Below are 23,466 nucleotides of genomic sequence, written 5' to 3' on the forward strand. Positions count from 1 at the left end.
TGGTTTTATTGGAGAAAGTAAGTTTAAGAAAACGAGATAAGTTGAAAAAATTTTTTAGAGAACACAATTATTTAGCAGTGTTACTTGGGTTTGCACTATTGTTCATTAATATTTTATTACTAACAAAAATATCATTTGTTTTTACACCGTTTATCGTCTTTTTAAAAACAATTTTCTTCCCAGTATTATTAGCGGGCGTGCTATTTTATATTTTGCATCCATTCGTTTCGCTTTTAGAAAAGAAAGGTGTTTCAAGAATTGTATCAATAGCCTCGATATACTTAATCGTAATTGGATTATTTGTGTTTTTAGTTTTAACGGTTATTCCTATTATTAAAGATCAAATTGACGCATTAATAGATAACTTACCGTATTTCGGTCATGAAATTGAACGAGCAGCACGTAGATTTGGGGAAAGCAATTTACTCGGTAAAATTCAGGAGAATTTAAATATTAATGTTGCGAATATGGTAAAAGACTATACAGTTGATTTTACGAAATCTTTATCATCAGTAACAGGAAATGTAACTGGATTTTTAAGTACTATTACAGAGGTCGTTTTAACGTTTGTAATGGTTCCGTTTATATTGTTCTATCTTTTAAAAGATGGTGAGCAATTACCAAATCACTTTTTAAAGTTTATTTCAGAACAAAGACGACCAGCAGCGATGAGAATACTAGACGATATGCATTATGCGATTAGCTCGTATATTAGAGGACAAATTATTGTTAGCTTATTTATCGGTATTATGCTATTAATTGGTTACCTTATTATCGGTATTAAATATGCAGTACTACTCGCTATTTTAGCGATGATTGTAAATATCGTTCCGTACGTAGGACCAATTATCGCAATTACACCAGCGTTAATTATTGCGTTTATTGACTCGCCAGCAATGGTTTTAAAGGTAATTATTGTAATGATGGTTGTACAATTAGCAGAAGGTAAATTTATTTCTCCGCAAGTCATGGGGAAAAAGCTAGATATTCACCCGATTACTATCATTTTTATTATTTTAACTGCCGGAAATTTATTTGGAATTATGGGGATTATTTTAGCAATTCCAGGATATGCGATACTAAAAGTGTTAGTTACGCACGGTTATCGATTTGTTAAGTTGAATACGTAGGAAAAAGAGCTAAAACAGTATTATCTGTTTTAGCTCTTTTTTATTAACAATTGATGTGCATATTGGCGTGCCCATTGATCCGCTTCTAATATAGCATCTAGTGAAGGATCTTTTACGTTATGATGGGCTTCAACTGTTTTGTAAATTGTTTTTTCAATATCGAAAAAGGCAATTTCATTTTTTAAGAATAGTGCATTCGCAATTTCATTTGCTGCGTTTAATACAGCAGGAGTAGTACCACCAATTTTGCCACATTCATATGCGTATTGTAGACAAGGAAACTTCTCTAAATCTGGTTTTTCAAAATGTAAACTACCGATTTCTAATAAATTTAATTTTTCATAGGAAGAAGGTAGCCGAGTAGGGTAGTGAAACGCATATTGAATCGGCATCCTCATATCAGGAGCACCGAGCTGCGCTATAACTGATCCATCAATAAACTCTACTAAAGAATGAATAATACTTTCTTTATGAATCATTACATCAATTTTTTCATAAGGAATATCAAATAGCCATCTTGCTTCCATTACTTCGAATCCTTTATTCATTAATGTGGCAGAATCAATCGTTAATTTTGCCCCCATTAACCAGTTTGGGTGCTTTAAAGCATCTTTTGCTTGTAGAGTGTTCATTTCTTCACGTGTTTTATCACGGAATGCACCGCCAGAAGCTGTAACGATTAATTTGTCAATTTCTTTATTATTTTCTCCGTTTAAACATTGGAAAATAGCTGAATGTTCGCTATCGACTGGAATTAAACGACATCCGTTTTGTTTGGCCAGTTCAGTTACAATATGACCAGCTGCAACTAACGTTTCTTTATTAGCGATGGCAATATCTTTCTTCGCTTTTAATGCTTCAATTGTTGGGAGTAATCCTGAAACACCAACGACGGAACTTAATACAAGATTTGAATCAGGGTGAGTAGCTACCGCAATTAAGCCATCTGTTCCGTATGTAATTTTTACGTTGGTTGAAATACGCGTACGAAGCGTGTCTGCTAATTCTTTTGTCGCGACGCTTACAATGTGAGGTTGAAACGTTTTGATTTGTTGCTCAAGAAGCTCGATATTATAATTTGCGGTTAAACCGACGATTTTAAAATATTCGGGATGAGCTGAAACGACATCTAATGCAGATGTGCCGATAGATCCTGTTGAACCTAAAATGGATATATATTTTACCATGAAAAAACCTCCAAAGTTGTTTCGAGTATTTCTGCAAACCTATATAATATTAGACAATTGAAGTGGAAATTCCTGCTATATAAAATAGAGAATTTTGGTTTGTTCAGAAGTGAAATGTGATAAACTGTAAAAAATAACGAAAAGCGATGAAAGAGAAGAGTACATATTCCAAACTTTTCAGAGAGCTGATATGTGGTGGAAATCAGTAAGGGATGAATATGGAATGGGCTCTGGAGCTTCTAACTGAAATGAGTAGGTAAAGACGGTTGCTTCACGTTAAGAAGTTGAAGTGAGCTATTCATGATAGCTAATTAAGGTGGTACCACGGGAGTCTCTCGTCCTTTTTTAAGGAGGAGGGGCTCTTTTATTTTGAGAAAGGAGGAGTTAGGATGAGTGACAAAATAATGTTAACAGGAATTAAGCCGACAGGTTATCCGCATTTAGGAAATTATATTGGTGCAATTAAACCTGCGATGCAAATGTCAAAGAAGAATGAAGGAAAAGCATTGTATTTTATAGCAGATTATCACGCGTTAAATGCTGTGCATGATCCGAGCCAGTTTAGTAGTTATACGAAAGAGGTAGCAGCTACTTGGTTATCGCTTGGACTTGGAGAAGATGTTATTTTTTACAGGCAAACAGAAGTGCCGGAGATTCTAGAATTAGCTTGGATATTAGCTTGCCTAACTCCGAAAGGGCTTATGAACCGTGCTCATGCGTATAAAGCGAAAGTAGAGCAAAATAAAGAGGCAGGGTTAGAGGTAGATGCTGGTGTGAATATGGGGTTATATACGTATCCGATCTTAATGGCGGCTGACATATTATTATTTCAAGCTACTCATGTGCCCGTTGGAAAAGATCAAATTCAGCATATCGAAATTGCGCGTGATATTGCGACGTATTTTAATCATACTTTTGGCACGACATTTACACTTCCGGAGTATGTCATACAAGAAGAGGGTGCAATATTACCAGGGCTTGATGGAAGAAAGATGAGTAAAAGTTACGGGAATGTGATCCCATTATTTGCAGAGAAAGAAAAACTACGCAAGTTAATATTTAAAATCAAAACAGATTCTTCACTTCCAAATGAACCGAAAGAACTAGAAACGTTATATACAATATATAAAGAATTTGCGACAGAAGATGAAATGCAGTCGTTACGTGAAAAATATGAGACTGGAATCGGATGGGGCGATGTGAAAAAAGAGTTATTCCGCGTTGTAGACCGTGAATTAGCTGGGCCACGTGAGAAATATGCTATGTATATGAATGAACCGAATTTATTATATGAAGCGTTGGAAAAAGGTGCTGAACGGGCAAGAGAAATCGCGAAGGCAAATTTGGTGGGAATTAAAAAACGGATTGGATTTGAAGGGGGACGTTAAGCGTTCCCTTATTTTTTCACAAAAAAATCGAACGAAATTTCAATTTGTTACCAATATAGAGTGAGGAGGGGTAAAAATGGTTACAATTCTCGAATTAAAAATGTTGCTCATTCAAATAGGAACAGAAATTGTACCACCTAGTAATCTAAAAGAAAAAATTTTAATTCAAGTTAATCTAATGGAGGAAATAACATTTAATCATGTTGAGGTGAATAAAGATGAGTGAAGTTGTGTTAGCAGTTCAAGATTTAAGTAAAACATATGAGAGTGTAGATACAAATGTTAGGGCGTTACAAAATGTATCTTTGGAGTTAAATAAAGGAGAACTCCTTGCCATAATGGGAACGAGTGGATCTGGAAAGAGTACATTACTAAACATTCTTGGTGCTCTAGATAAGCCTGATGAGGGGGTTATCTATGTAAATGGTGAAGTACCTGAAAATATGTTCATTGAACCATATGCGACAGAGTACAGAAGGGATAACATAGGATTTATATTCCAGTCATTTCATTTATTAAAGGATTTATCTGTAGAAGAAAATATTGCGTTACCCCTCATATTATCAGCTGATTCAGAAGAGGAGATACGAGAAAAAACAAATAAAATATTAGGTGTTCTAGGTTTAGTAAATTGGAAAAATCATCGACCAGTGCAGCTTTCTGGGGGACAACAACAACGTGTTGCAATTGGTAGGGCGTTAATAACATCTCCTCCAATCGTCCTTGCAGATGAACCAACTGGAAATTTAGATTTCAATACGTCTAATGATATTTTACGGGTACTAGTTGATATGAAACAAAAATTTAATCAAAGTATGATTCTTGTTACTCATGATCCTCACATTGCTACGTATGCAGATCGGGTTCTCTTCTTTCATGACGGAGAAATTGTTGATGATCATATATGTTCTCATGGAGTAAATGATATGAATATCATTTTAGATAAATTCAAAAAATTAATGAGGAAATCAAAATGATAAAATCAGTACGAGGATTAAGTTTACGTTTTTTTAAGACGAATAAATTTACTGCTATTTCTTCTATCGTTAGCGTTATGTTGGCCGTTTCTCTAATTGTTACGATGATTGTATTTTCGAGTCATGCGAAGCAGTCTGTTATAAATGAAGTGAAAAATGTATATGGAGATATGGATTTATCTGTTGGATATAACCCTGATCAAAATAAATTGATGGATAAATCTTTACTACAAAATATTAAAGAACAAGAAAATGTTGAGTACATGTCAAAAGTATTAGTAAATCATTTGCAAGTGAATAAGTTGGATACAGCTATTTATACAGTAGGTGTTCAAAATGATTCGTTATCTAAAAGTCGATACCACTTCTCTAAAAATCTATCAAATGAGGAAGTAACATTAAATGATGGATTAGCAGAAACTTTACAAGTAAAAGTTGGGGAAAAGATTGAAATCGAAAATAAATCATATGTAGTAAAAGAAGTGTTGCCTGATATAGAAGCTGGAGGTTCAGCTCCAGATATACTTATTTTATCTGAAGGTGCGGTGAAACAGCACGTATATGAAAAAACGGGTAAACACAATGAAGCTACTTATTTGTTAATAAAAGCAAAAGAGAATGCAGATGTACTAGCATTGTCTAGTGAAATTCATAAAATAGACAAAGAATTAAGAATCGATATTGCGGAGGAAGACGAGTTTTTAAAAAGTAATTTAGCATCATTACATATTTTTATAATCGTTTTATCTACATTAATACTTATTATTACTGCGTTATTGTTGGTGTCTAATTTTGAAGTATTTTTATATAAATATAAAAGTCAATTTGCTATTATGCGATCAATGGGAGCAACAACGAAACAACTGTTTAAAGTTATATTTATTCAATGTAGTGTAATTAATTTCTTTGGTGGAATATTTGGTTTGTTACTACCTGTAATAAGTAATCGTTTTTTACAAAGTTGGCTAGAGCGTGTATTTGCTTTTCAAATTAATTCAATAAGTTTTGACTATGAAATAGCAATTGTAACAGTGATTTGTAGTATCTTTTTCATTGAATTGTTTATGATATATCCTTCATACAGAAGTTCGAAAATATTGCCAGTAAAGCTTATGCGGGAGAATGAAGAATCGGATTTTTCTAATAAAAAAACACGCAGTATGATGGGGAAATTCCTTTTAATGAGTAGCATCTTTTTAACTGTTTTAGGTGGATTTGTAGCAAATACGGGAGATACGCAGGCAATAGTGATAGTAATAGGAGCTATATTTCTCGTTTTAGGAGTATATATTTTATTTCCGACTTATCTCTCTTCGATATTAATAGCATGTCTATCTATAATGAAAAAAATATTTGGAAGGAATACATTCGTTGCTATTAAAAATGTAATTCCGCAAGTAAGAAAAAATACATTTGTTATCTTAATGATAAGTACAATGATGGTGATAGTTGTCTTCGGGTCCACTATATTTAAAACGATGCAAAAAAATAATGAAAGATATTTACAACGAGAATTTCCAACACATATTGTTGTGGAAAATCGTTTGAATAATGATTCAACAATTACCTCATCTCTTATACAAAATATATTTAAAGAAATAAGCAGTATAAAAGGAGCTAGTACAATTAGTACGACCTCACTGGCAGAATTAAAGCAAGGTGAAAAATATATTACTTTTGACTATAATTTAGGTGATTTGAAAGAAATGGAAAAGCAAGGGTTACTGCCAGAAGTACCTGCAAATTTGGAGAATAGTATAATTGTTACAGAAGAGTTAGCGGGGCGGTATAAACTTCATGTAGGCGATATCGTTCAATTGGGTCTATTTTCAGAACAAGAACAAAAAGTTAGACCGATTGGTAAGGTAGAAGTTGGATTAATTGTTAATGAGCTACCGAATTCTCCTTCGGTGCTTATGGATTGGAGTAATGTAACATATAAACAAGATTATACAGTTTTTGAGCGTGCATTTATTAGTTCAAATAATGAGAGAGAGACGTTGGAGCAATTAAAGAAAGTGAAAGGTCAATATCCACAATTAAAAATAAGTAGTTATACTCAATCGTTAAAGCAATCTAATTTAATGTTTCAGCAAAGGTGGTCCATTTTCATCGTTGTTATTGTAGTAATTTTGTTTAGTGTAACATTAGGGGTATGTAATACACTTATAAATAATATTCAATCTAAAAGAAAAGAGTTTGCTATTTTACGAGCAATAACAGTTAAGAAAAAAGGGATTGTACAAATTATTTTGACGCAAGTTAATTTATATGTACTTATTGGAATCGTACTAGGGGCTGTTATAGGAGCATTATTAACCTATATGGTAAGTATAATAGATCGTACACCTTTATTTTTTGATTTCAAACTTATCGTAACGGTAATAGCGGGGATGTTTGGAATAGTCCTTATTATTTTTATCCCTTTTGCTAATAGAATAGGAAAAAGGGATATTGTACAAGAGTTAAATAGGGATAATAAATAAAAGAGGTTAACCCAAGTAGCTATTCAGCTACTTTTGGGTCAATCTCTTTTTTATTAACAATTGATTTGCATATTGGTGTGCTCATTCATAAATGTATAGTGCATTATATTAGTTAAATGCCACCGAGTAATATCATTAGGTGAAGTAAGGAGTTCGCATTTCTTTTTCAAACTTATTAGTTGCACATATTAAAAAGTATGCTACTATAGGGTTACTTATTAAACATGTTTAATAAGTATAATGAAAGTCACTTAATAAAGATGTTTAATAAGTAGGGTTCATTTGATTACGAAGGAGATGATTCTATGAAAACAGAAAAAGAAAAGATGTTAGCGGGAGAAATGTATATCGCGGATGACGAAGAATTAGTAGCTGATAGGGTGGAGGCAAAACGTTTAACACGCCTTTATAACGAGGCGATGGAGACAGGAGATGAGAGGCGTTTTACATTATTAAATCAGCTTTTAGGTTCTTCAGCTGATGGGAAAGCGCAAATTAATCCTGATTTTCGTTGTGATTACGGCTACAATATCCATATTGGAAAGAGCTTTTTCGCAAATTTCAATTGTGTGATTTTAGACGTTTGTGAAGTTCGAATCGGTAATCATTGTATGTTTGCACCTGGTGTCCACATTTACACTGCTACACATCCTTTACACCCGGTAGAGCGGAATTCTGGCAAAGAATATGGAAAGCCTGTAAAGATTGGTAACAATGTTTGGGTTGGCGGGGGCGCTATTATTAACCCTGGTGTTTCAATTGGGGACAACGCTGTAATTGCTTCAGGGGCGGTTGTGACAAAAGATGTACCTAATAATGTAGTAGTTGGAGGTAACCCAGCTAAAGTTATTAAAACGATAGACTTATAGAAATCGTTTTTTATGAGTGCATGAATAAACAGATGTCGTATCGTATAGAAAAGGTGAAAGATGTTTCATATAAAGAAAAATAGTGCGAAAAATCGTACGAAGACATTACTTACTTCTTGAAACGCTCTTTTTCTTATTTGTTTTGCCGGTTTTCTCGTTTGCTGTAAGTTGCTATCATCGGTTATACACAATTTTTAAGTATACTAGGGGAAGCATTCGGAATACTGCTAGTAGAAATATATTATCTTTATTGCTTTAGAAAATGATGTATGATATATTGTCAACGCAACTTATTAAAAAGGTTTAATAAGTATGTTGATTAAGGTGGTGAGCGATTTGAGTGAACAGTTTGTTACTCAAAAATCGATTAAAGAGACAATCCTTCGTGGCATTCGTAAAGTTCTTTTAGAGCGAGGCAGTGCAACGAAAGTTGAGCTTAGTGATACATTAGAAATTAGTTTTCCAACGATAAGTAAATTTATAGAAAAAATGAAACAAGACGGTGAAGTCACTTTAGCTGGTTTAGATGATTCAAGTGGCGGAAGAAGAGCGAAACGATATGAATATAATCCAGAATATATGTTAGGTTTAGCGATATTTTTAGAAAAAAATGAAACAAACTATACAATTTTCAACTGTTTAGGGGAAGTAAAAGAACAAGGGAGTACTTCAAGTATGTTAATTGATAAGGGCGTAAATCTATTATCTAAACATATTGAAGGTCTTATCGCTACCTTCCCGAAAATAAGCTCTATATCAATTGGTGTGCCTGGTTCGGTTGATAATGGTCGTATTTTTTATATTCCTGGATATGAAAAGTTCCAAAATTTTAATTTGAAAAGTCATTTGGAGGAACAGTTTTCTATACCAGTAGTAATAGAAAACGATATGAATGCTGCAGTGCTTGGTTATTATAAAAACACTGGAAACTATGATAATTCCTCTCTTGTATATTTGTATTCCGGTCAAAATGGTCCAGGTGCAGGTATTATGATAAATGGAGATGTCGTACGCGGAAGCACATTTTTCTCAGGAGAGATATCTTTCGTCCCGCAGTATAATAATAAAAATTTCTTGCAAGTTTTGAGAAGTGAAGATTCGAATAATCCAGAGGAATATAATATAGATGCTATTACTCGTTTAATCGCTACATGTATAGCTATTATTAACCCTCATGCCTTTATCTTCTGTGATGATGAAGTGAATCAATTTGTTATAGATCAAATTGTAAAAACTTGTCCGCAGTACATTCCGGCGGAACATATTCCGAAAATAACAGTGAGTAATTGGAAAGAAGATTATTTATATGGATTAAAAAGTCTAGGACTTGATCTTATGATTACGAGAACGAATAAAGAAAATTAAATGTCCTGGCAATGAAGCATCCAATTGTCAGTTGAATAACATAAAAGAAAAGGTGTCGATTATGAAAATTGAACATGTAGCAATTTGGGTGAATGATTTAGAAGGAATGCGTGATTTCTATAAACAGTACTTCGGTGGCGAAGAAAATAGCTTATATCACAATCCGAAAAAGCAATTTAAATCTTATTTTATAACTTTTGAAGGTGGTGCGCGTCTAGAACTTATGAAGCGGGTAGGGTTAGATGATGCATTACAAACAGAAACAATAGGATATGCACATATTGCTTTTTCTGTAGGTAGTAAAGAAAAGGTGAACGAATTAACGAATACATTAAGAGAAGCAGGATACCCTGTGTTAAACGGCCCACGAACTACAAGAGATGGTTACTATGAAAGTGTAGTAAGTGATCCTGAAGGAAATCAGATTGAGATAACGATCTAACATGAACAACCTCATTTCGCATTATCATGACGGGAGATGAGGCTGTTTTATTTTTATCTTTAATTGGAGTGATGAAAATCGCGAAGAATCCCCTCAATAACTGGACGAAGAGTACTAGGTAATTCATCAAGCGGAAAGAAACGTAATTCTTTTGATTCTGTTTGATCACATACAAGCTCACCGTGAAATTCTCGGCAAATATAAACAACGAGTACACCGTGTACTTGATCGCCGTTTGGGTAGATTTGAAAGAAATCTGGTCCTGAATATGTACGGAATAGTTCTGGATTTTTAATAATAAGTCCAGTTTCTTCATATACTTCTCGTTTTAAAGCGTCTTCTAACGTTTCGTTATATTCTAAGGCGCCGCCAATGATGCCCCAGCGGTTGAAGTCTGTACGGAGCTGCAATAATATTTCATTTTTCTCATTTACTATAATAGCGTGTGAACCTATTAAAATCAGTGGATGATTTCCTACTAAATTTCTCATGTCTTCGATATACCCCATAGTTGTTCTCCTTATAGCTAATAATAATTAGGAAGTTCTTTTAACATTCTTTCTGTTTTCCGTGCTGTAAAGGCTAAGTTATGATCATCTTTCGTTCTGAAAAATAAAGTGCGTAGAAAGGTTTTAATGTTGGCACATAAAATACAATATTCATTTAACGAAAGGCGTTTTCTAATTTGGGGAAGCCTTTTTATTTTTTTATGAATAATAGAAATTAACTCGTCTTGCGGAAAGTCATGATACAACATCGCTAGTAAAGGAGTAACGATGCGTTCATCTTCGTTATTATGAAAAAGGTCAGATGGAATGAAGATTTTATTTAATAAACAATGAATTAACTCTTCATACCATTCAAAAGTTGTATACGTATTATGAACAATTTCCGTAAAGGCATCAGATACGTGAGCAAGACAATGAGCCCATCCTTTATTTTCAATATAGCCTCGGAAATCTGTTTCTAAGTTTGTGTATGTAATGAGTTTGTTTTTTATTTCTTCAATATCCTCCTCCGTACAAAAGTAGTGCGAATTAGCGAATTGGAGTATTAACGCAATTAACGAAACAGTGTAAGAACGTGTGAAAACCCCATCTGAATGCGGGGAGTATATGTCACAATATAAATATTCATCACTTAAACAAGTTTGCAACAGTAATTTCAGTTGATCATCCATAAGAAATTCATGATGAATAAAATGCACAAAACATTTATATATAAGTTGATAACGAACGTAACTATCAGTCGTTCCGATAAACTGAAGCATGTTCAAAGTTAATTCATTAATATCTATATGTTGTAGTTGCGTATAGTCATTTTGTTGTATAAGCTCTAACTGTTGTTGCAATGCTGTAATATCCAATGGAGAACCTCCTCCGCACTTTAAAGATGCGATGTTTTCTAGTATTCTATATATTCAAGGACAATCCTGCTCATGCAAGGAGAACAAGTAGAAATTCGAGTATGACATAGATGAGGGAAGAATATGAAGACTATAGAACAGTTAGAAAAACATTTTAAAATAAGAAGAAATGCTTCTTCAATCATGATAAAAGAAAATAATGCAGAAGTTTTTACAGAAGAGCAATTAAAGGAAATGATGCAATATTGCGTTGTTGAGGCTGGAAAAGAGGGAATTGAAAACTTACATTTTGAGATTTCTTCGAAAAGCCCCAATTATAATATGTATAAAAAATGTTTTGAAACGTATTCGTTTGAATATGTTACTGAAAACATGATTGTATTTAAGGATATATATGAAGTAGAAGATGTAGAAAGTGAAATTGATTTTAAGTTGATTGAAGAAGTTGGTGAAGATGCTTTTTATTCACTTTGGAACGAGATGACAGAAGAACAAGTCACTTATGATCAATTTGTAAATATGATGCTACAAGAAATTGGAGAGCAATGGAAAGAACATTGTTTAACTGCGAGTATTAATGAAGAGCCGATCGGAATTGTAATCCCACATATTGAAAAGGGGACGTTAGAAGAAGGAAAACTTATGTATTTCGCAGTCGCTCCAAACATGCGAAATAAAGGATACGAAGCAGCATTCTTTACAGGAGCAATATTTGTATTAAAAGAAATAGGAGCATCTTATTATATCGGTGAGACAAATGTACAAAATGAGTGGATGAAGGATATTTTTGAAAATAACGGATGTCAGCTGCTTAGTTCAACTGAGAGATATGTGAGAAAGTTTTAGGAGGATGAATGATGTATACTCTCGAACTCGTATAGCGGGAGGGGACTATATATGTTAAAGCAATCCATGCATTCATTCTTGTTATTGTATCCAAATGTATTGTTAGAAGGCTGGAATGTTGAAAAAGTTTCAGAACGTTATGAAGGTGAAAAGTGGGGAACTTTTTGGTTTCAGGTTGTTACTCCAACTGGGATGTTTCGAGTAAAGGAATTTTTTCTCGATATAATGGAACCAGTATTTCCGGATAGCTGTATTTCTCAAGCAAAAGGAGATTGTTTTCAATATAAAGGGCTTGTGTATTGGAAAGGTATAAATTATAAAGGAAAAGAAAGTTACGTTACATCTATATGGAAAACACAAGTTGAAATTTCTGTTGATCATGGATATATAAACCAAGACGAAATGGAACGATTTCTATTTGAATTACAACCAGTAAATATGGAGCTTGGGAAAACGATATTACATACACCATTTCACTTATTAAGCTTTCAAGCGAAGAGAAGTGAAATGGGCGAGATAGGAAGATGTAGAGAGTGGAATGCTCCAGATGACGTATCCTATGTAAAATTGTCAATTCATGAAAAGCTAAGTTGGAAACTCGAATCGGTCGGTTTCGGAAATGACGAAATGCAGTATGTATACTGGGACGAAGTTAATAAACTATATGCACTTTGGGTTTGTAGACATAAAAACAAAGCGTATTATCCTGTTTCTTCATGGATAATGAACTATGGCCCAAAACAAATTATAAACGGGTTAGAGTTTTATTCGCACCCTAATCGCGGAACAGTTGTATATGAAAATCTCGGTAATGAACAAATCGCATACGTATTTCGAGGGAATCCATGTACAAATTTTGAACAAGTAAAAGAACTTTTTGCGTGTTTGTAAGATAAAAAGAAAAATGAGAACGACAAAGTAGATATTCCTATAATAAAATAGAGTAAGATTTGATTATAAGAGAAAGCGTTGGTGAAAGAATGGAGCAGCAAAGACATTGGTTACAAGCAACTGTAGAAAGAAATGAAGATAATACGTTACAAATAAAGTGGGAAAATAATATAGAGGAAGTTCGCATTTACTGGAGTACTTCGCCAGATCATATTGAAGAAAATGGAGAATTACTTGCAACGGTAAATGGAGAATCATCATATACAATTGAAAACCCGAGCGAAAATGAGCGTCCATATTTTAGGCTAGTAGGTAGTAATGGACAAGCAGTGACAGTAGCTGAGCGTAGACTGCCATTACAAGGCGCGTTTAACTTCCGTGATATGGGAGGATATGAAACGACAGAAGGCCGTAAAGTAAAATGGGGTAAATTATACCGTTCTGAAGAATTGGCAGGATTAACAGAGTGGGATATTGCGTATTTACAAAAGTCTGGCTTAAAGTTAATTTGCGATTACCGTACAGACTTTGAAGTGAAGCATAAGCCAAACCCTGAGATTACAGGAGCTCGTCAAGTATGCTTACCAGTTATGCAAGACTTAGCAAAAGACTTGAACATAAATGAGTTTTTCCAAGTTGGTGACCTTTCTATGTTAGGGAAACCAGGCGAATACCTTGTGAAAATGAATCAAGATTTCGTAAGTGGTAACGAGGCGTTCGTAAGCTTCTTAAACTTAGCGCAAAACCCGGAAAACTTACCGTTAGTAAACCATTGTACAGCTGGGAAAGACCGTACTGGCTTTGGATCAGCATTATTATTACTTTTACTAGGTGTACCAGAGAAAACAGTAATGGAAGATTATTTACTAAGTAACGGTTTCCGTGAAAAGTTAAACGAGAAAATGATGGCCTTTTTAGGTGCAAAACTACAAAACGATGAGAGTAGAGCGATATTAGGTGCGATGTTCGAAGCACGTGCTGAGTATTTACAAGCTGCGATTGATGAAGTGAAAAAGCAATATGGTTCAGTTGAAGCGTATGCTGAAAAAGCACTTGGCTTTACGAAAGAGTCGTTAGAACAAATGAAAGTTTTATTGTTAGAAGATAAATAAAGAGGAGGGAGGCTGATTGGATTAGCCTCCTTTTCTTATTGTTGTTATAATTTTGCTAATGAGGATGTTGTGCCACGAAGAGAGAATGGATGAAAAGAACTTACGAATCGGGGGATAAAATGATTCATACACGTGGAAAAGCAGAGGGGTTAAGAGGAAAGCTAGCAACAATACTAAGTCAAGATTATAAGGAATTAGCTGTTCAGGATTTAAAGGTGATTGGAACGGGAGTGCAAAATATTGTTTTTCGAGGAGATTCAGAAAAGGGGTCTTTGGCATTTCGAGTGCCGTGGGAAAGAGAAGTAGAAAATATAAATGAAGATTTATTTAATAGTCGAATTTCATTGAAAAAGGAAGCAGAGCTTTCTAAGTATTGTCATTCAAAAGGTATTTCGGTGCCAAAGATACATGGATTGCATCTTTCTGCCGAACTTGATTTTTTAATTTCGGATTGTGTGTATACGGATCATATGCCAATTTCTGCGCACAAAATAGGAGAGTTAGTGAGCAAGCTTCATAACATGCCAATTGATGGTTTGCATTACGAGCAAAATATTAAAGAGCCGATTAGTAAGTATATAGCAGAAAGAATTGTGAAACGGATAGAAGGGTTTAATACAATTACGAACTGTGGAATTAAACTTCCAGATACAAAAACAATTGAACATATTCTTAGTACAGCAGATCATGTAAAATGCTTATTACATATGGACATTCGACCAGCCAATTTAATCGGGTATAATGGAGAAGTTAAAGCAATAGTTGATTGGGATAACGCTTTAATTGGTCATCCATTGCTGGAGTTAATGAGAATAGCTGAAATTAATGAGATTAGTTGGGATGAATTTAAAGATGGATATAAGAATGATAGTATCTTTAATGTTACCCCTCATATCGTTAGTTTATTTTATAGACTAGATACAGCTGTCATGCTAGCAAACTTATTTATAGCACATTTGAAAATAAAAGATAAAGGTGTATTCTATAAAGAGCGGGTTAAAGCGCTTCATCAAGAAATATATAAAAACTTATAAGCAATGAGAACGAAGCTTTTAAAATAGGAACTAAGGAGAACATCATGAAATACAAAGTTATATTATTCGACGTAGATGATACATTATTAGATTTCCCTGAAACGGAAAGACACGCATTACATAATGCGTTTGTACAGTTTGGTATGCCTACAGGGTATACTGATTATCTTGCAAGTTATAAAGAGATTAGTAATGGGTTATGGAGAGATTTAGAAAATAAAATGATTACGTTAAGTGAATTAGCGGTAGATCGATTTAGACAATTATTTGCACTTCATAATATAGAAGTAGATGCACAGCAATTTAGTGACGTATATCTTGAAAGCTTAGGGAAAGAAGTACATCTTATAGAAGGTGCAGTGCAATTATGTGAGAATCTACAAGATTGCAAGTTAGGTATTATTACGAATGGATATACAAAAGTACAACAATCTAGAATCGGAAATTCGCCTTTATGTAATTTCTTTGATCATATTATTATTTCAGAAGAGGTTGGTCATCAAAAACCAGCACGTGAGATTTTTGATTATGCATTTGAAAAGTTTGGGATTACGGATAAATCAAGTGTACTAATGGTTGGAGATTCGCTCACTTCTGATATGAAAGGCGGAGAAGATTACGGCATTGATACGTGTTGGTATAATCCGAGTTTGAAAGAGAATAAGGCAAGTGTTAAGCCGACTTATGAAGTGGAGAGTCTGCTGCAAATTTTAGAACTTGTAGAAGTGGCGGAAGAAAAGGTAGTTTCATTTTAATCGTGTCGATATTTGTTGATAAGTCGATATTCTTTGTCGAATCGTCGATATATCGAAAAAATCGTTGATATATTTTAAGTTACGGTAGATATATTGGCAAAATCGTCGATATAATTTGAGTTGCGTTCATTTTATAGGTACGATCGGTGTAATAACTAGAGGTGAGTGAAAGATGTTAACGTTTTTATTTGAGTTAGACAAGAATATCCCACAGAAAGATGAGCCGCGGTATGATGCTTATTCAAAGGGCTTTATCGAGGGGGATGTAAAGATTCACGCGAGTAACAGCGTATTTTTTCAAAAGTCATGTATGAAGGTCGCAGAGCTCGGTATTTATTTAGGACAGTGGATGGAGCAAGTGCAACACGGACAGAATGTACATATGAATTATGAAACGCCTGACCGTGAAGAAATCATTCTTAGTTTCTCCTATGAAGAGGACAATCAATGGAGAGTTTCTTCCAGTTGGCAACAATTTGAGGTTCAGGAATGTATTTCTACTACAGCATTAGTGGAGAGTGTTCAGCTTTATTTATATGAGTTAAATAAAGAACTGCGCGCGTTAGAATATCCTGTGACATTTGATCAGTACTTAAGAGGAGAGCGGGTGATGCGGCTTTCTTACAAAAGACTGTGTGATAGTAAAGCGGACACGGTTCCTATTGAGGTTTACAATGGAAGTGACAGAATAGGAGCAGTACGGGGGTATTATAAAAATACGTTGATGAGAGTGCTAGATTTTATTCCGAAAGTCGGTAGTAATATTATTTATGAAATAAAGGATAGTAAGGGCAATATTCGCGTCATTGCAAAGGATGTAAGTAGGCAGCGTCAAAGAAGAATTTTAGTAACATATAAAGATAATCATGATGCAGAGCATGAAATACTTGTATGTGACGGAAAGTTATTGGATGCAAATTTCTTATTTACTTTTACATATAAGAGAGAAGAATTTGTTGTTCATAAAACTACTTTTGGGATGGGAAAGTTATTACGAAAAGGCTATGTAATCGCAGATTGGAATATTCGTCTTGAGGAAGATATGTATCACATCGAGATGAATGTATACGATGAAGATTATATAGAAGACCAATATTTACTGTTGGGCGTATTTCATGCGGTTTTGTATGGGTGATCGTTGTATAAATGAAAAATACCGGTATTCTTTGTGAAAAGAATGCCGGTATTTTTATTTATCCTCAAAAATAAAAACTTCATCAATCGTACTATGAAGTGCCCTCGCAATATCGTGAGCAAGCTGCAAGGAAGGATTATATTTTCCTTTTTCGAGATGGTTAATTGTTTCACGACGTACACCAACTTGTTTCGCTAAATCTTCTTGCGTCATGTTCAATTTGGCGCGGTATTCTTTTATTTTCGTTACGAACGCCATGGTGCATCTTCCATTTCATCAACTGGTTTATCGTAAAAGAACATAGAGAATCCGAACGTAAGAATAAGTGTGCCGAAAATAAGAGCGATATCAATTTCTTGTAGCACCGGATTTGGAAATAACATTTCAATAAACATAATGATAGCGGTAGTTAGTAACGTAACGATAAAGGCATTGCGGCACGATTTATTAATGATTTGTTCAAACAGTTCATCGTGTCGAACCGTTCTATATGAGGTGAAAAAGGAGAAGAAACAAAACATAGTAAACAATCCTTTTTCATAAAAAAAGCCAAGAAAACCGAAGAAAGAAATCCTAAATATTTTATCCAAGTTGTTTTCATGATAGTTCCTCCTTATCATGTTAGAAATAAATCACGTTATGTTATAAATATATGACATATGGATAGGAATGGTAATAATAGTTTTCCAGTTTGCTTCATAATAATAGTAAAAAGAGGAAATATACTGCGGAATAAAGAGGATAATATTGTAAAATGGTTGTAAGGAGGGGGAGGAAGGTATGCTAAATTGGATCATGATCGTTGTATTATTTGTAGTGATTACTGTAGTCGCGACGGTGTTAATTGGGCGAAAGGGTGATGCAAATTATAGTAAAGCGACAAAGGGGAATATTAGAAGACTTACGATGATTTATATTATACTAGCTGTCGTTTTAATCGTTGGGTTAGGTCTGTATATTTATTTTAAAGGTTAAAAACTGAAAAATACAAAAATCTGAAAATAGAAGTATGCTATAATGTTAATATAGTTATTTGGTAATTAAGGAAGGGATTGGATGGAATGATTGAGATTATGAATGTGTCAAAAAGTTATAATGGTTCTACCTATGCAGTAAAAGATTTAAGTTTATCTGTGCCTAGCGGAGAAATCTTTGGATTTTTAGGGCCAAATGGTGCCGGTAAATCAACGACAATTAAGATGATTACTGGTATCCATGGGGTGGACAAAGGGACGATTACGATTAACGGTATAGATATTATGAAAAATCCGATGGAAGCGAAAAAGACGTTTGGTTATGTCCCAGATAGTCCAGATATGTTTTTACGATTAAAGGGAATTGAATATTTAAACTTTATGGCAGATATGTATGAAGTGCCGAAAGAAGTACGCCAAGAACGAATTGAGTCCTTAGCGAAGAAATTTGATCTTTACAATGCGTTATCGGATCAAATTCAAAGTTACTCGCACGGTATGAGACAAAAGATTGTTATTATTGGTGTGCTCGTGCATGAGCCAGATGTATGGATTTTAGATGAACCGTTAACTGGGCTTGATCCGAAATCTGCATATATTTTAAAAGAAATGATGAGAGAACATGCGGATAAAGGAAAGATTGTATTCTTCTCTACACACGTATTAGAAGTGGCAGAAAAATTATGTGACCGCGTCGCGATTATTAATAAGGGAAACCTTCAGTTCAAAGGGAATTTAGATGAAATGAGAGATCATTTTAAATCCAATGAATCACTTGAAAAAATGTTCTTGGAGATGACGGGCAATGAGTAAAATTTGGACGTTAACGAAAGTATTATTGAAATTAAATTATGCAGATTTTATAACAGATAAGAAGAAGCGATGGGCGTACGTATTTTCATTTGCAGCTATTTTATTTGTCGGCTTTTTACTGTTTGGTTCTATCACGCATGCAATGTATGAGGGAATGATACATTTAGGGCAAGATCCAGGAATGATTATCGCAATGGGACTTGCGATTGCGAGTATATGGGTATTTTTAATGAGTATTACGAACATTTTAACTGTATTTTACTACAGCAATGACATTGAAATGTTATTACCATTACCATTAAAACCAGCGCAAATTATTTCAGCCAAATTTTTAACGGTATTAATTACACAATACGTAATGAGTTCATTTATTTTATTACCAATCTTTATTACGTACGGTTTAAAAAGTGGCGCGTTTATTACATATTACATATATATGATTTTTATTTACTTACTCTTCCCAATTGTGCCGTTAGTACTAGCTTCGTTACTGATGACAGTTATTATGAGGTATACAAATATAGCGAAAAATAAAGACCGAGGAAATATATTTATTGGAATCGTAAGTATACTATTTATTGTAGGAATTAACGTATTTTTGCAGTGGAAAAATAAAAGTTCGTTTTCTGAAGATGCAATTGCGGATTACCTTGCAAACAACCAGTCTTCTCTTTTAGTACAAATGACAAACTATTTTCCAACTACATATTTTGGAGCAGTAGCATTAATAGAAAATGCAAATTGGAAGGGTCCTTTATACGTAATAATCTTTGCAGTTATTTCATTTGTATTTTTTGTGTTGTTTTATTACATTGCAGAGCGTACATATTTAAAAGGGGTTATTGGACTTTCAACGAGTACAGCAAAAAAAGAAGTCATTTCAGCAGAAGGCTTACAGAAATCTACGGTACAAAGTTCACATTTGAAAGCATATGTGAAAAAAGAATTTAAAACGTTATTCCGTACACCACAATTCTTCTTAAATTGTATCGTACAAACTTTCGTTATGCCGATTATGTTGTTCTTCATTTTATTCGTGCAAGATGGGAATTTAAAATGGATCACGGGATATATTGATAATCCAAAATCAGCAGGACTTGCAATTGGTGTTGGCCTTTGTGCCTCTCTATTTTTAATGGGAAGTAACGTCATCGCAACAACTTCATTCTCACGTGATGGAAGCTCTTGGTTTGTGAATCGTTATTTACCAGTAAAAGCTTCGGATATCTTTTTTGCGAAAGCGATCACTGCTTGGTTAATTAATGTAATTATTTTAGCAGTGTTCGGTATTACGATGGCAGTTGTAGCGGGTATTTCTCCAGTATTTATGGTTCTTTGGTTCTTATTAAGTGCGAACGGTTTATTGTTAATTAATTTAATCGGCACACGCTGGGATGCACAAACTGCAGATATACATTGGGATACAGAGCAGAAATTATTTAAGAGTCGCTATACAACTTTGTGGAATTTTTTAGCTAATATTTTAATAGCTTTAGTTATTGTAGCGGGAGTAAGTCTATTATACTTCTTCCTTCAAGTGGGACTGTGGGTTATGTTTATCGTTTTATTTGTAATGTTTACGATTGTAAATTATATCTTTATTAAAATTTTAAAATTAGGTGCAGAACGTATATTGTCAAATATTGAATAAAAAGATAGATCCTCTGTATTCGTGCAGAGGATTTATCCATAGGTGGAGGAGAAAAGGTGAAGAAAATAGCAATTGTAACAGGGGCCACTCGTCTGAATGGAATTGGTGCAGTTGTATGCAAGGTGCTTGCTCAAAAAGGAATAGACATTTTTTTCACGTACTGGTCTCAGTATGATAAAGCGATGCCGTGGGGAATGCATGACAAAGAGCCCTTTTTGTTGAAAGAGGAGATTGAAAGTTACGGTGTTCGATGTGAAATGGCAGAAATCAACTTATCGCAGTCGTATTCGCCCAATCGTTTGTTTTATATGGTATCAGAACGGTTAGGTGATCCATCTATTTTAATTAATAATGCAGCGTATGCTACTCATACGAGAATTGAGGAATTAAATGTAGAACAGTTAGATAAACATTATACGGTTAATGTTCGGGCTACTATTTTATTAAGTTCATTATTTATAAAACATTATGCAAGCAAGGCGAGTGGAAGTATTATTAACCTTACTTCAGGACAGTCACTCGGGCCAATGCCTGATGAACTGGCATACGCAGCAACGAAAGGGGCAATTGAAGCATTTACAAAATCAGTAGCACCAGTTGCGATGGAGAAGGGGATTACAGTGAATGCTGTTGATCCAGGACCGACGAATACAGGATGGATTACAGAGGAGCTGAAGCATCATTTAATATGGAAGTTCCCACAAGGTAAAGTAGGAGAACCGGTGGATGCAGCACGCTTAATTTCTTTTTTAGTCAGTGAAGAAGCGAAATGGATTACTGGGCAAGTTATTCATTCGAATGGTGGGTACTCATAAATATATTATGTTAACAATTGTTGAGAAACAAAAAAACGAAAGAAAATTTTATTTTTTTGTATAAATAAAATGTCAAGAAAGATAAAAATTTGATAGAAGAGTATATCGTCATATGAGGATCGGAATTCTTCATGTGACAATATACTCTTTTTCTTTTGCTTGCGAGCAGAAAAATGAAGTAGAAGAAACTCGAATATTCAAATTGATTTATCAGTTTTTGTACGTATTATTATGAAGATTACTGTCGGAAAAATGATAATTCGTATGAAAAGGGATTTTTTAAGGGGAAATCGAATCGTAAAGGGGAGGATAAAAACGTAAACATAGGGGGATTTATATGAAAATGAAAAAGGTCGCTATCGCATCGATAACAATTGGTACAATGCTTACTATGGCAGCTTGTAGTCCGTCAGCAGATAAAGAAACAGAAAAGAAAGAGCAAGTAACTGCGCAAAATGAAGGAGAAGTAAAAACGACAAGTACAGATGAAACGTCAAAAACAACGAAAGATACTGACAAAGAAACAAATACTTCTTCCAACGAAAAAACAGATAAAGATGCAAAAAACACGAAAGAATCATCAGGAACAGAAAGTAACGGTAAAACGTCAGCTCAAAACGAGAATGTAAAAACAAAAGAAAAAGAGACGACAGGAAAGACGAATGATCAAACGACTAGCGGGAAAACAACAGATCAAAGTACAAACTCAGACGGAAAAACAACGAAAGATCCGAAGAAAAACGTAGCGGTGAAAACAAATGTAAAAGAAGTTGCGGCATTAATTGATAGCTTAGACAAGCAATTAGCTGCTAATCCGAAATTAGAAACAGTAAATAAACTTGGAAAACAAATTAATGCAAAGTGGGATGTAATTGAGAAAGAGTTAGAAACATCACACCCAGCTGAATCTAAAACAATTGGACAAAGTATGTATCCGTTAATTGTAGGAGCGGAGAAAGAAAAGATAGATATTACTAAAATGAAGTCCTTAACGACGAAAACGAAAAAAGATTTAAATCAATTATTAACAAAACTTTCGTAGTTTTAAAAGCCTACTTGTGGGAGTAGGCTTTTTTTATGTTGAGAGTGTAATGAAGGTTTATGGGAATCATAATGAAAAAGGATGGTGATAAAAATGACAATCGATCGAATTTGTACAATTGGGCCAGCAAGTAATAATAAAGAAACGTTAGCGCAGTTAATAAGCAATGGTATGAAAATTGTTCGGCTAAATTTATCACATGGGACGCATGAAAGTCATAAAGATATCATTCGTTTAGTGAAATCGTTAGATGATTCTATTAAAATTTTAGGCGATGTACAAGGTCCTAAAATAAGATTAGGTGAAATAAAAGGAGAACAAATTACACTTCAGGCGGGAGATTCTTTTATTTTGCATACGCAACCAGTTACAGGGAGTAGTACGGAAGCAAGTGTTGATTATGAAGGAATCGCGAATGATGTGAAAGTCGGAAGTAGAATTTTAGTTAATGATGGTGAAGTTGAGTTAATCGTTGAGAAAGTAAGTACGGATAAAATAGAAACGAAGGTGAAAACAGGTGGTAATATCTCATCTCATAAAGGGGTGAACTTACCAGGCGCAATCGTTCGTTTACCAGCTATTACAGAGAAAGATAAAAAAGATATTCAGTTTCTTTTAGAAGAAGGTGTTGATTTTATCGCATGTTCTTTCGTAAGAAAACCTAGTCATATAAAAGAAATACGAGATTTTATACAACAGTATAAAGAAACGTCACCTAATTTAATTGCAAAAATAGAAACGATGGAAGCGATCGAGAATTTTCAAGATATATGTAAAGAAGTAGATGGAATCATGATTGCAAGGGGAGATTTAGGAGTTGAGTTACCGTTTCAATTTATTCCGCTCTTGCAAAAAATGATGATTCAGGAATGCAATCGAACGAATACATATGTTATTACAGCGACACAAATGCTTCAATCTATGGTAGATCATTCTATTCCAACAAGGGCTGAGGTAACGGATGTGTTTCAAGCTGTACTGGACGGAACGAATGCCGTTATGCTTTCTGCTGAAAGTGCATCAGGCGAGCATCCGGTCGAGAGTGTAAAAACATTACGTCTCGTTTCTGAATTTGCTGAGCATGTGAAAATAGACGGTCCTTTTGTGATGAAAGATGTACTGGAATTACTACATAAGTCTTTGGATGCGTGATAAATAAAAAGAGGGCGGATATGCATCCGTCCTCTT

Annotated in this window: 24 protein-coding genes, 1 pseudogene and 1 other annotated feature; of the genes and pseudogenes, 20 read left to right on the plus strand and 5 right to left on the minus strand. The window is 34.2% G+C overall.

What is annotated here, in order from left to right; genetic code table 11:
- Positions 1-8 precede the first annotated feature (8 nt).
- Positions 9-1,130: an AI-2E family transporter gene (locus tag QCI73_RS10995; RefSeq protein ID WP_061183588.1), complete on the plus strand. Its 1,122-nt coding sequence runs from the start codon at positions 9-11 to the stop codon at positions 1,128-1,130.
- Between the two features lie 29 nt (positions 1,131-1,159).
- On the opposite strand, the gene QCI73_RS11000 is transcribed toward QCI73_RS10995, so the two are convergent.
- Positions 1,160-2,317: a 1-deoxy-D-xylulose-5-phosphate reductoisomerase gene (locus QCI73_RS11000; RefSeq protein WP_353822908.1), complete on the minus strand. Its 1,158-nt coding sequence runs from the start codon at positions 2,315-2,317 to the stop codon at positions 1,160-1,162.
- A gap of 137 nt (positions 2,318-2,454) precedes the next feature.
- Positions 2,455-2,663: a binding site (T-box leader), on the plus strand.
- Positions 2,664-2,706: 43 nt separating this feature from the next.
- On the opposite strand from QCI73_RS11000, the gene QCI73_RS11005 reads away from it, so the two are divergent.
- The 7 genes from QCI73_RS11005 to QCI73_RS11035 all read left to right on the plus strand — a co-directional run bounded on the left by QCI73_RS11005 (position 2,707) and on the right by QCI73_RS11035 (position 9,844).
- Positions 2,707-3,705, plus strand: coding sequence for a tryptophan--tRNA ligase (locus QCI73_RS11005; RefSeq protein WP_353822909.1), 999 nt, complete (start codon positions 2,707-2,709; stop codon positions 3,703-3,705).
- 76 nt (positions 3,706-3,781) lie between these two features.
- The gene (locus QCI73_RS11010; RefSeq protein WP_327922927.1) at positions 3,782-3,931 is read left to right on the plus strand and encodes a hypothetical protein; all 150 of its coding nucleotides are present in this window, start codon (positions 3,782-3,784) and stop codon (positions 3,929-3,931) included.
- Positions 3,924-4,682, plus strand: coding sequence for an ABC transporter ATP-binding protein (locus QCI73_RS11015; protein ID WP_327922928.1), 759 nt, complete (start codon positions 3,924-3,926; stop codon positions 4,680-4,682). Before QCI73_RS11010 ends, QCI73_RS11015 begins: the two co-directional genes overlap by 8 nt.
- Positions 4,679-7,168 carry an FtsX-like permease family protein gene (locus QCI73_RS11020; RefSeq protein ID WP_353822910.1) on the plus strand — a complete coding sequence of 830 codons (2,490 nt, stop codon included), beginning with the start codon at positions 4,679-4,681 and terminating at the stop codon, positions 7,166-7,168. The genes QCI73_RS11015 and QCI73_RS11020 overlap by 4 nt, the downstream gene beginning before the upstream one ends.
- Before the next feature lie 305 nt (positions 7,169-7,473).
- A complete protein-coding gene (locus tag QCI73_RS11025; RefSeq protein ID WP_353822911.1) occupies positions 7,474-8,037 on the plus strand; it encodes a maltose O-acetyltransferase in 564 nt (187 codons plus the stop codon).
- 336 nt (positions 8,038-8,373) lie between these two features.
- Positions 8,374-9,402 (plus strand): ROK family transcriptional regulator, encoded by a 1,029-nt coding sequence (locus tag QCI73_RS11030; RefSeq protein WP_353822912.1) that lies wholly within the window; start codon positions 8,374-8,376, stop codon positions 9,400-9,402.
- A 61-nt stretch (positions 9,403-9,463) separates the two neighbouring features.
- A complete protein-coding gene (locus tag QCI73_RS11035) occupies positions 9,464-9,844 on the plus strand; it encodes a VOC family protein (RefSeq protein ID WP_353822913.1) in 381 nt (126 codons plus the stop codon).
- Positions 9,845-9,903: 59 nt separating this feature from the next.
- Here the strand turns inward: QCI73_RS11035 and QCI73_RS11040 are convergent, their stop codons facing one another.
- Together QCI73_RS11040 and QCI73_RS11045 are read right to left on the minus strand one after the other, a co-directional pair.
- Entirely contained in the window at positions 9,904-10,353 is a 450-nt protein-coding gene (locus QCI73_RS11040) for an NUDIX hydrolase (protein WP_353822914.1), read from the minus strand.
- A 17-nt stretch (positions 10,354-10,370) separates the two neighbouring features.
- Positions 10,371-11,210: a DUF2785 domain-containing protein gene (locus QCI73_RS11045; protein ID WP_262725416.1), complete on the minus strand. Its 840-nt coding sequence runs from the start codon at positions 11,208-11,210 to the stop codon at positions 10,371-10,373.
- 123 nt (positions 11,211-11,333) lie between these two features.
- On the opposite strand from QCI73_RS11045, the gene QCI73_RS11050 reads away from it, so the two are divergent.
- From QCI73_RS11050 to QCI73_RS11075, 6 genes are all read left to right on the plus strand, one after another.
- Positions 11,334-12,056: a GNAT family N-acetyltransferase gene (locus QCI73_RS11050; protein ID WP_353822915.1), complete on the plus strand. Its 723-nt coding sequence runs from the start codon at positions 11,334-11,336 to the stop codon at positions 12,054-12,056.
- 51 nt (positions 12,057-12,107) lie between these two features.
- Positions 12,108-12,947: a hypothetical protein gene (locus QCI73_RS11055; protein ID WP_353822916.1), complete on the plus strand. Its 840-nt coding sequence runs from the start codon at positions 12,108-12,110 to the stop codon at positions 12,945-12,947.
- Positions 12,948-13,036: 89 nt separating this feature from the next.
- A complete protein-coding gene (locus QCI73_RS11060; RefSeq protein ID WP_000437784.1) occupies positions 13,037-14,059 on the plus strand; it encodes a tyrosine-protein phosphatase in 1,023 nt (340 codons plus the stop codon).
- An 89-nt stretch (positions 14,060-14,148) separates the two neighbouring features.
- Positions 14,149-15,093 carry a phosphotransferase family protein gene (locus tag QCI73_RS11065; protein WP_353822917.1) on the plus strand — a complete coding sequence of 315 codons (945 nt, stop codon included), beginning with the start codon at positions 14,149-14,151 and terminating at the stop codon, positions 15,091-15,093.
- Positions 15,094-15,137: 44 nt separating this feature from the next.
- The gene (locus QCI73_RS11070) at positions 15,138-15,848 is read left to right on the plus strand and encodes a YjjG family noncanonical pyrimidine nucleotidase (RefSeq protein ID WP_327922940.1); all 711 of its coding nucleotides are present in this window, start codon (positions 15,138-15,140) and stop codon (positions 15,846-15,848) included.
- A gap of 172 nt (positions 15,849-16,020) precedes the next feature.
- The gene (locus QCI73_RS11075) at positions 16,021-16,983 is read left to right on the plus strand and encodes a tubby C-terminal domain-like protein (protein ID WP_353822918.1); all 963 of its coding nucleotides are present in this window, start codon (positions 16,021-16,023) and stop codon (positions 16,981-16,983) included.
- A 54-nt stretch (positions 16,984-17,037) separates the two neighbouring features.
- Here QCI73_RS11075 and QCI73_RS11080 read toward each other — a convergent pair whose 3' ends face one another.
- The gene (locus QCI73_RS11080) at positions 17,038-17,241 is read right to left on the minus strand and encodes a helix-turn-helix transcriptional regulator (protein WP_000896292.1); all 204 of its coding nucleotides are present in this window, start codon (positions 17,239-17,241) and stop codon (positions 17,038-17,040) included.
- Positions 17,229-17,584: pseudogene (locus QCI73_RS11085) on the minus strand (DUF3796 domain-containing protein). Before QCI73_RS11085 ends, QCI73_RS11080 begins: the two are co-directional and overlap by 13 nt.
- Before the next feature lie 179 nt (positions 17,585-17,763).
- Here QCI73_RS11085 and QCI73_RS11090 point away from each other — a divergent pair.
- The 6 genes from QCI73_RS11090 (at position 17,764) to QCI73_RS11115 (ending at position 23,430) form a co-directional block, all read left to right on the plus strand.
- Positions 17,764-17,958, plus strand: a complete 195-nt coding sequence (locus QCI73_RS11090; RefSeq protein WP_136445421.1) for a hypothetical protein — start codon at positions 17,764-17,766, stop codon at positions 17,956-17,958.
- Positions 17,959-18,044: 86 nt separating this feature from the next.
- Positions 18,045-18,770, plus strand: a complete 726-nt coding sequence (locus QCI73_RS11095; protein ID WP_000570055.1) for an ABC transporter ATP-binding protein — start codon at positions 18,045-18,047, stop codon at positions 18,768-18,770.
- Positions 18,763-20,421: a putative ABC transporter permease subunit gene (locus tag QCI73_RS11100; RefSeq protein ID WP_353822919.1), complete on the plus strand. Its 1,659-nt coding sequence runs from the start codon at positions 18,763-18,765 to the stop codon at positions 20,419-20,421. Before QCI73_RS11095 ends, QCI73_RS11100 begins: the two co-directional genes overlap by 8 nt.
- A 56-nt stretch (positions 20,422-20,477) precedes the next feature.
- Positions 20,478-21,236, plus strand: a complete 759-nt coding sequence (locus tag QCI73_RS11105; protein ID WP_318582353.1) for an SDR family oxidoreductase — start codon at positions 20,478-20,480, stop codon at positions 21,234-21,236.
- A gap of 337 nt (positions 21,237-21,573) precedes the next feature.
- Positions 21,574-22,278 (plus strand): hypothetical protein, encoded by a 705-nt coding sequence (locus QCI73_RS11110; protein ID WP_327922944.1) that lies wholly within the window; start codon positions 21,574-21,576, stop codon positions 22,276-22,278.
- Between the two features lie 81 nt (positions 22,279-22,359).
- A complete protein-coding gene (locus tag QCI73_RS11115) occupies positions 22,360-23,430 on the plus strand; it encodes a pyruvate kinase (protein ID WP_262725427.1) in 1,071 nt (356 codons plus the stop codon).
- The last annotated feature ends 36 nt before the right edge of the window (positions 23,431-23,466 follow it).

Origin of the sequence: Bacillus cereus group sp. MG16 (genome assembly GCF_040459875.1) — a bacterium.
GTDB lineage: Bacteria > Bacillota > Bacilli > Bacillales > Bacillaceae_G > Bacillus_A > Bacillus_A paranthracis.

What these genes read in the sequence shown, in the direction of transcription:
- QCI73_RS11000 (WP_353822908.1), bottom strand. Translation starts at nt 2,317, where the DNA reads ATGGTAAAATATATATCCATTTTAGGTTCAACAGGATCTATCGGCACA.
- QCI73_RS11005 (WP_353822909.1), top strand. Translation starts at nt 2,707, where the DNA reads ATGAGTGACAAAATAATGTTAACAGGAATTAAGCCGACAGGTTATCCG.
- QCI73_RS11010 (WP_327922927.1), top strand. Translation starts at nt 3,782, where the DNA reads ATGGTTACAATTCTCGAATTAAAAATGTTGCTCATTCAAATAGGAACA.
- QCI73_RS11015 (WP_327922928.1), top strand. Translation starts at nt 3,924, where the DNA reads ATGAGTGAAGTTGTGTTAGCAGTTCAAGATTTAAGTAAAACATATGAG.
- QCI73_RS11020 (WP_353822910.1), top strand. Translation starts at nt 4,679, where the DNA reads ATGATAAAATCAGTACGAGGATTAAGTTTACGTTTTTTTAAGACGAAT.
- QCI73_RS11025 (WP_353822911.1), top strand. Translation starts at nt 7,474, where the DNA reads ATGAAAACAGAAAAAGAAAAGATGTTAGCGGGAGAAATGTATATCGCG.
- QCI73_RS11035 (WP_353822913.1), top strand. Translation starts at nt 9,464, where the DNA reads ATGAAAATTGAACATGTAGCAATTTGGGTGAATGATTTAGAAGGAATG.
- QCI73_RS11040 (WP_353822914.1), bottom strand. Translation starts at nt 10,353, where the DNA reads ATGGGGTATATCGAAGACATGAGAAATTTAGTAGGAAATCATCCACTG.
- QCI73_RS11050 (WP_353822915.1), top strand. Translation starts at nt 11,334, where the DNA reads ATGAAGACTATAGAACAGTTAGAAAAACATTTTAAAATAAGAAGAAAT.
- QCI73_RS11055 (WP_353822916.1), top strand. Translation starts at nt 12,108, where the DNA reads ATGTTAAAGCAATCCATGCATTCATTCTTGTTATTGTATCCAAATGTA.
- QCI73_RS11060 (WP_000437784.1), top strand. Translation starts at nt 13,037, where the DNA reads ATGGAGCAGCAAAGACATTGGTTACAAGCAACTGTAGAAAGAAATGAA.
- QCI73_RS11065 (WP_353822917.1), top strand. Translation starts at nt 14,149, where the DNA reads ATGAAAAGAACTTACGAATCGGGGGATAAAATGATTCATACACGTGGA.
- QCI73_RS11070 (WP_327922940.1), top strand. Translation starts at nt 15,138, where the DNA reads ATGAAATACAAAGTTATATTATTCGACGTAGATGATACATTATTAGAT.
- QCI73_RS11075 (WP_353822918.1), top strand. Translation starts at nt 16,021, where the DNA reads ATGTTAACGTTTTTATTTGAGTTAGACAAGAATATCCCACAGAAAGAT.
- QCI73_RS11080 (WP_000896292.1), bottom strand. Translation starts at nt 17,241, where the DNA reads ATGGCGTTCGTAACGAAAATAAAAGAATACCGCGCCAAATTGAACATG.
- QCI73_RS11090 (WP_136445421.1), top strand. Translation starts at nt 17,764, where the DNA reads ATGCTAAATTGGATCATGATCGTTGTATTATTTGTAGTGATTACTGTA.
- QCI73_RS11095 (WP_000570055.1), top strand. Translation starts at nt 18,045, where the DNA reads ATGATTGAGATTATGAATGTGTCAAAAAGTTATAATGGTTCTACCTAT.
- QCI73_RS11100 (WP_353822919.1), top strand. Translation starts at nt 18,763, where the DNA reads ATGAGTAAAATTTGGACGTTAACGAAAGTATTATTGAAATTAAATTAT.
- QCI73_RS11110 (WP_327922944.1), top strand. Translation starts at nt 21,574, where the DNA reads ATGAAAATGAAAAAGGTCGCTATCGCATCGATAACAATTGGTACAATG.
- QCI73_RS11115 (WP_262725427.1), top strand. Translation starts at nt 22,360, where the DNA reads ATGGTGATAAAAATGACAATCGATCGAATTTGTACAATTGGGCCAGCA.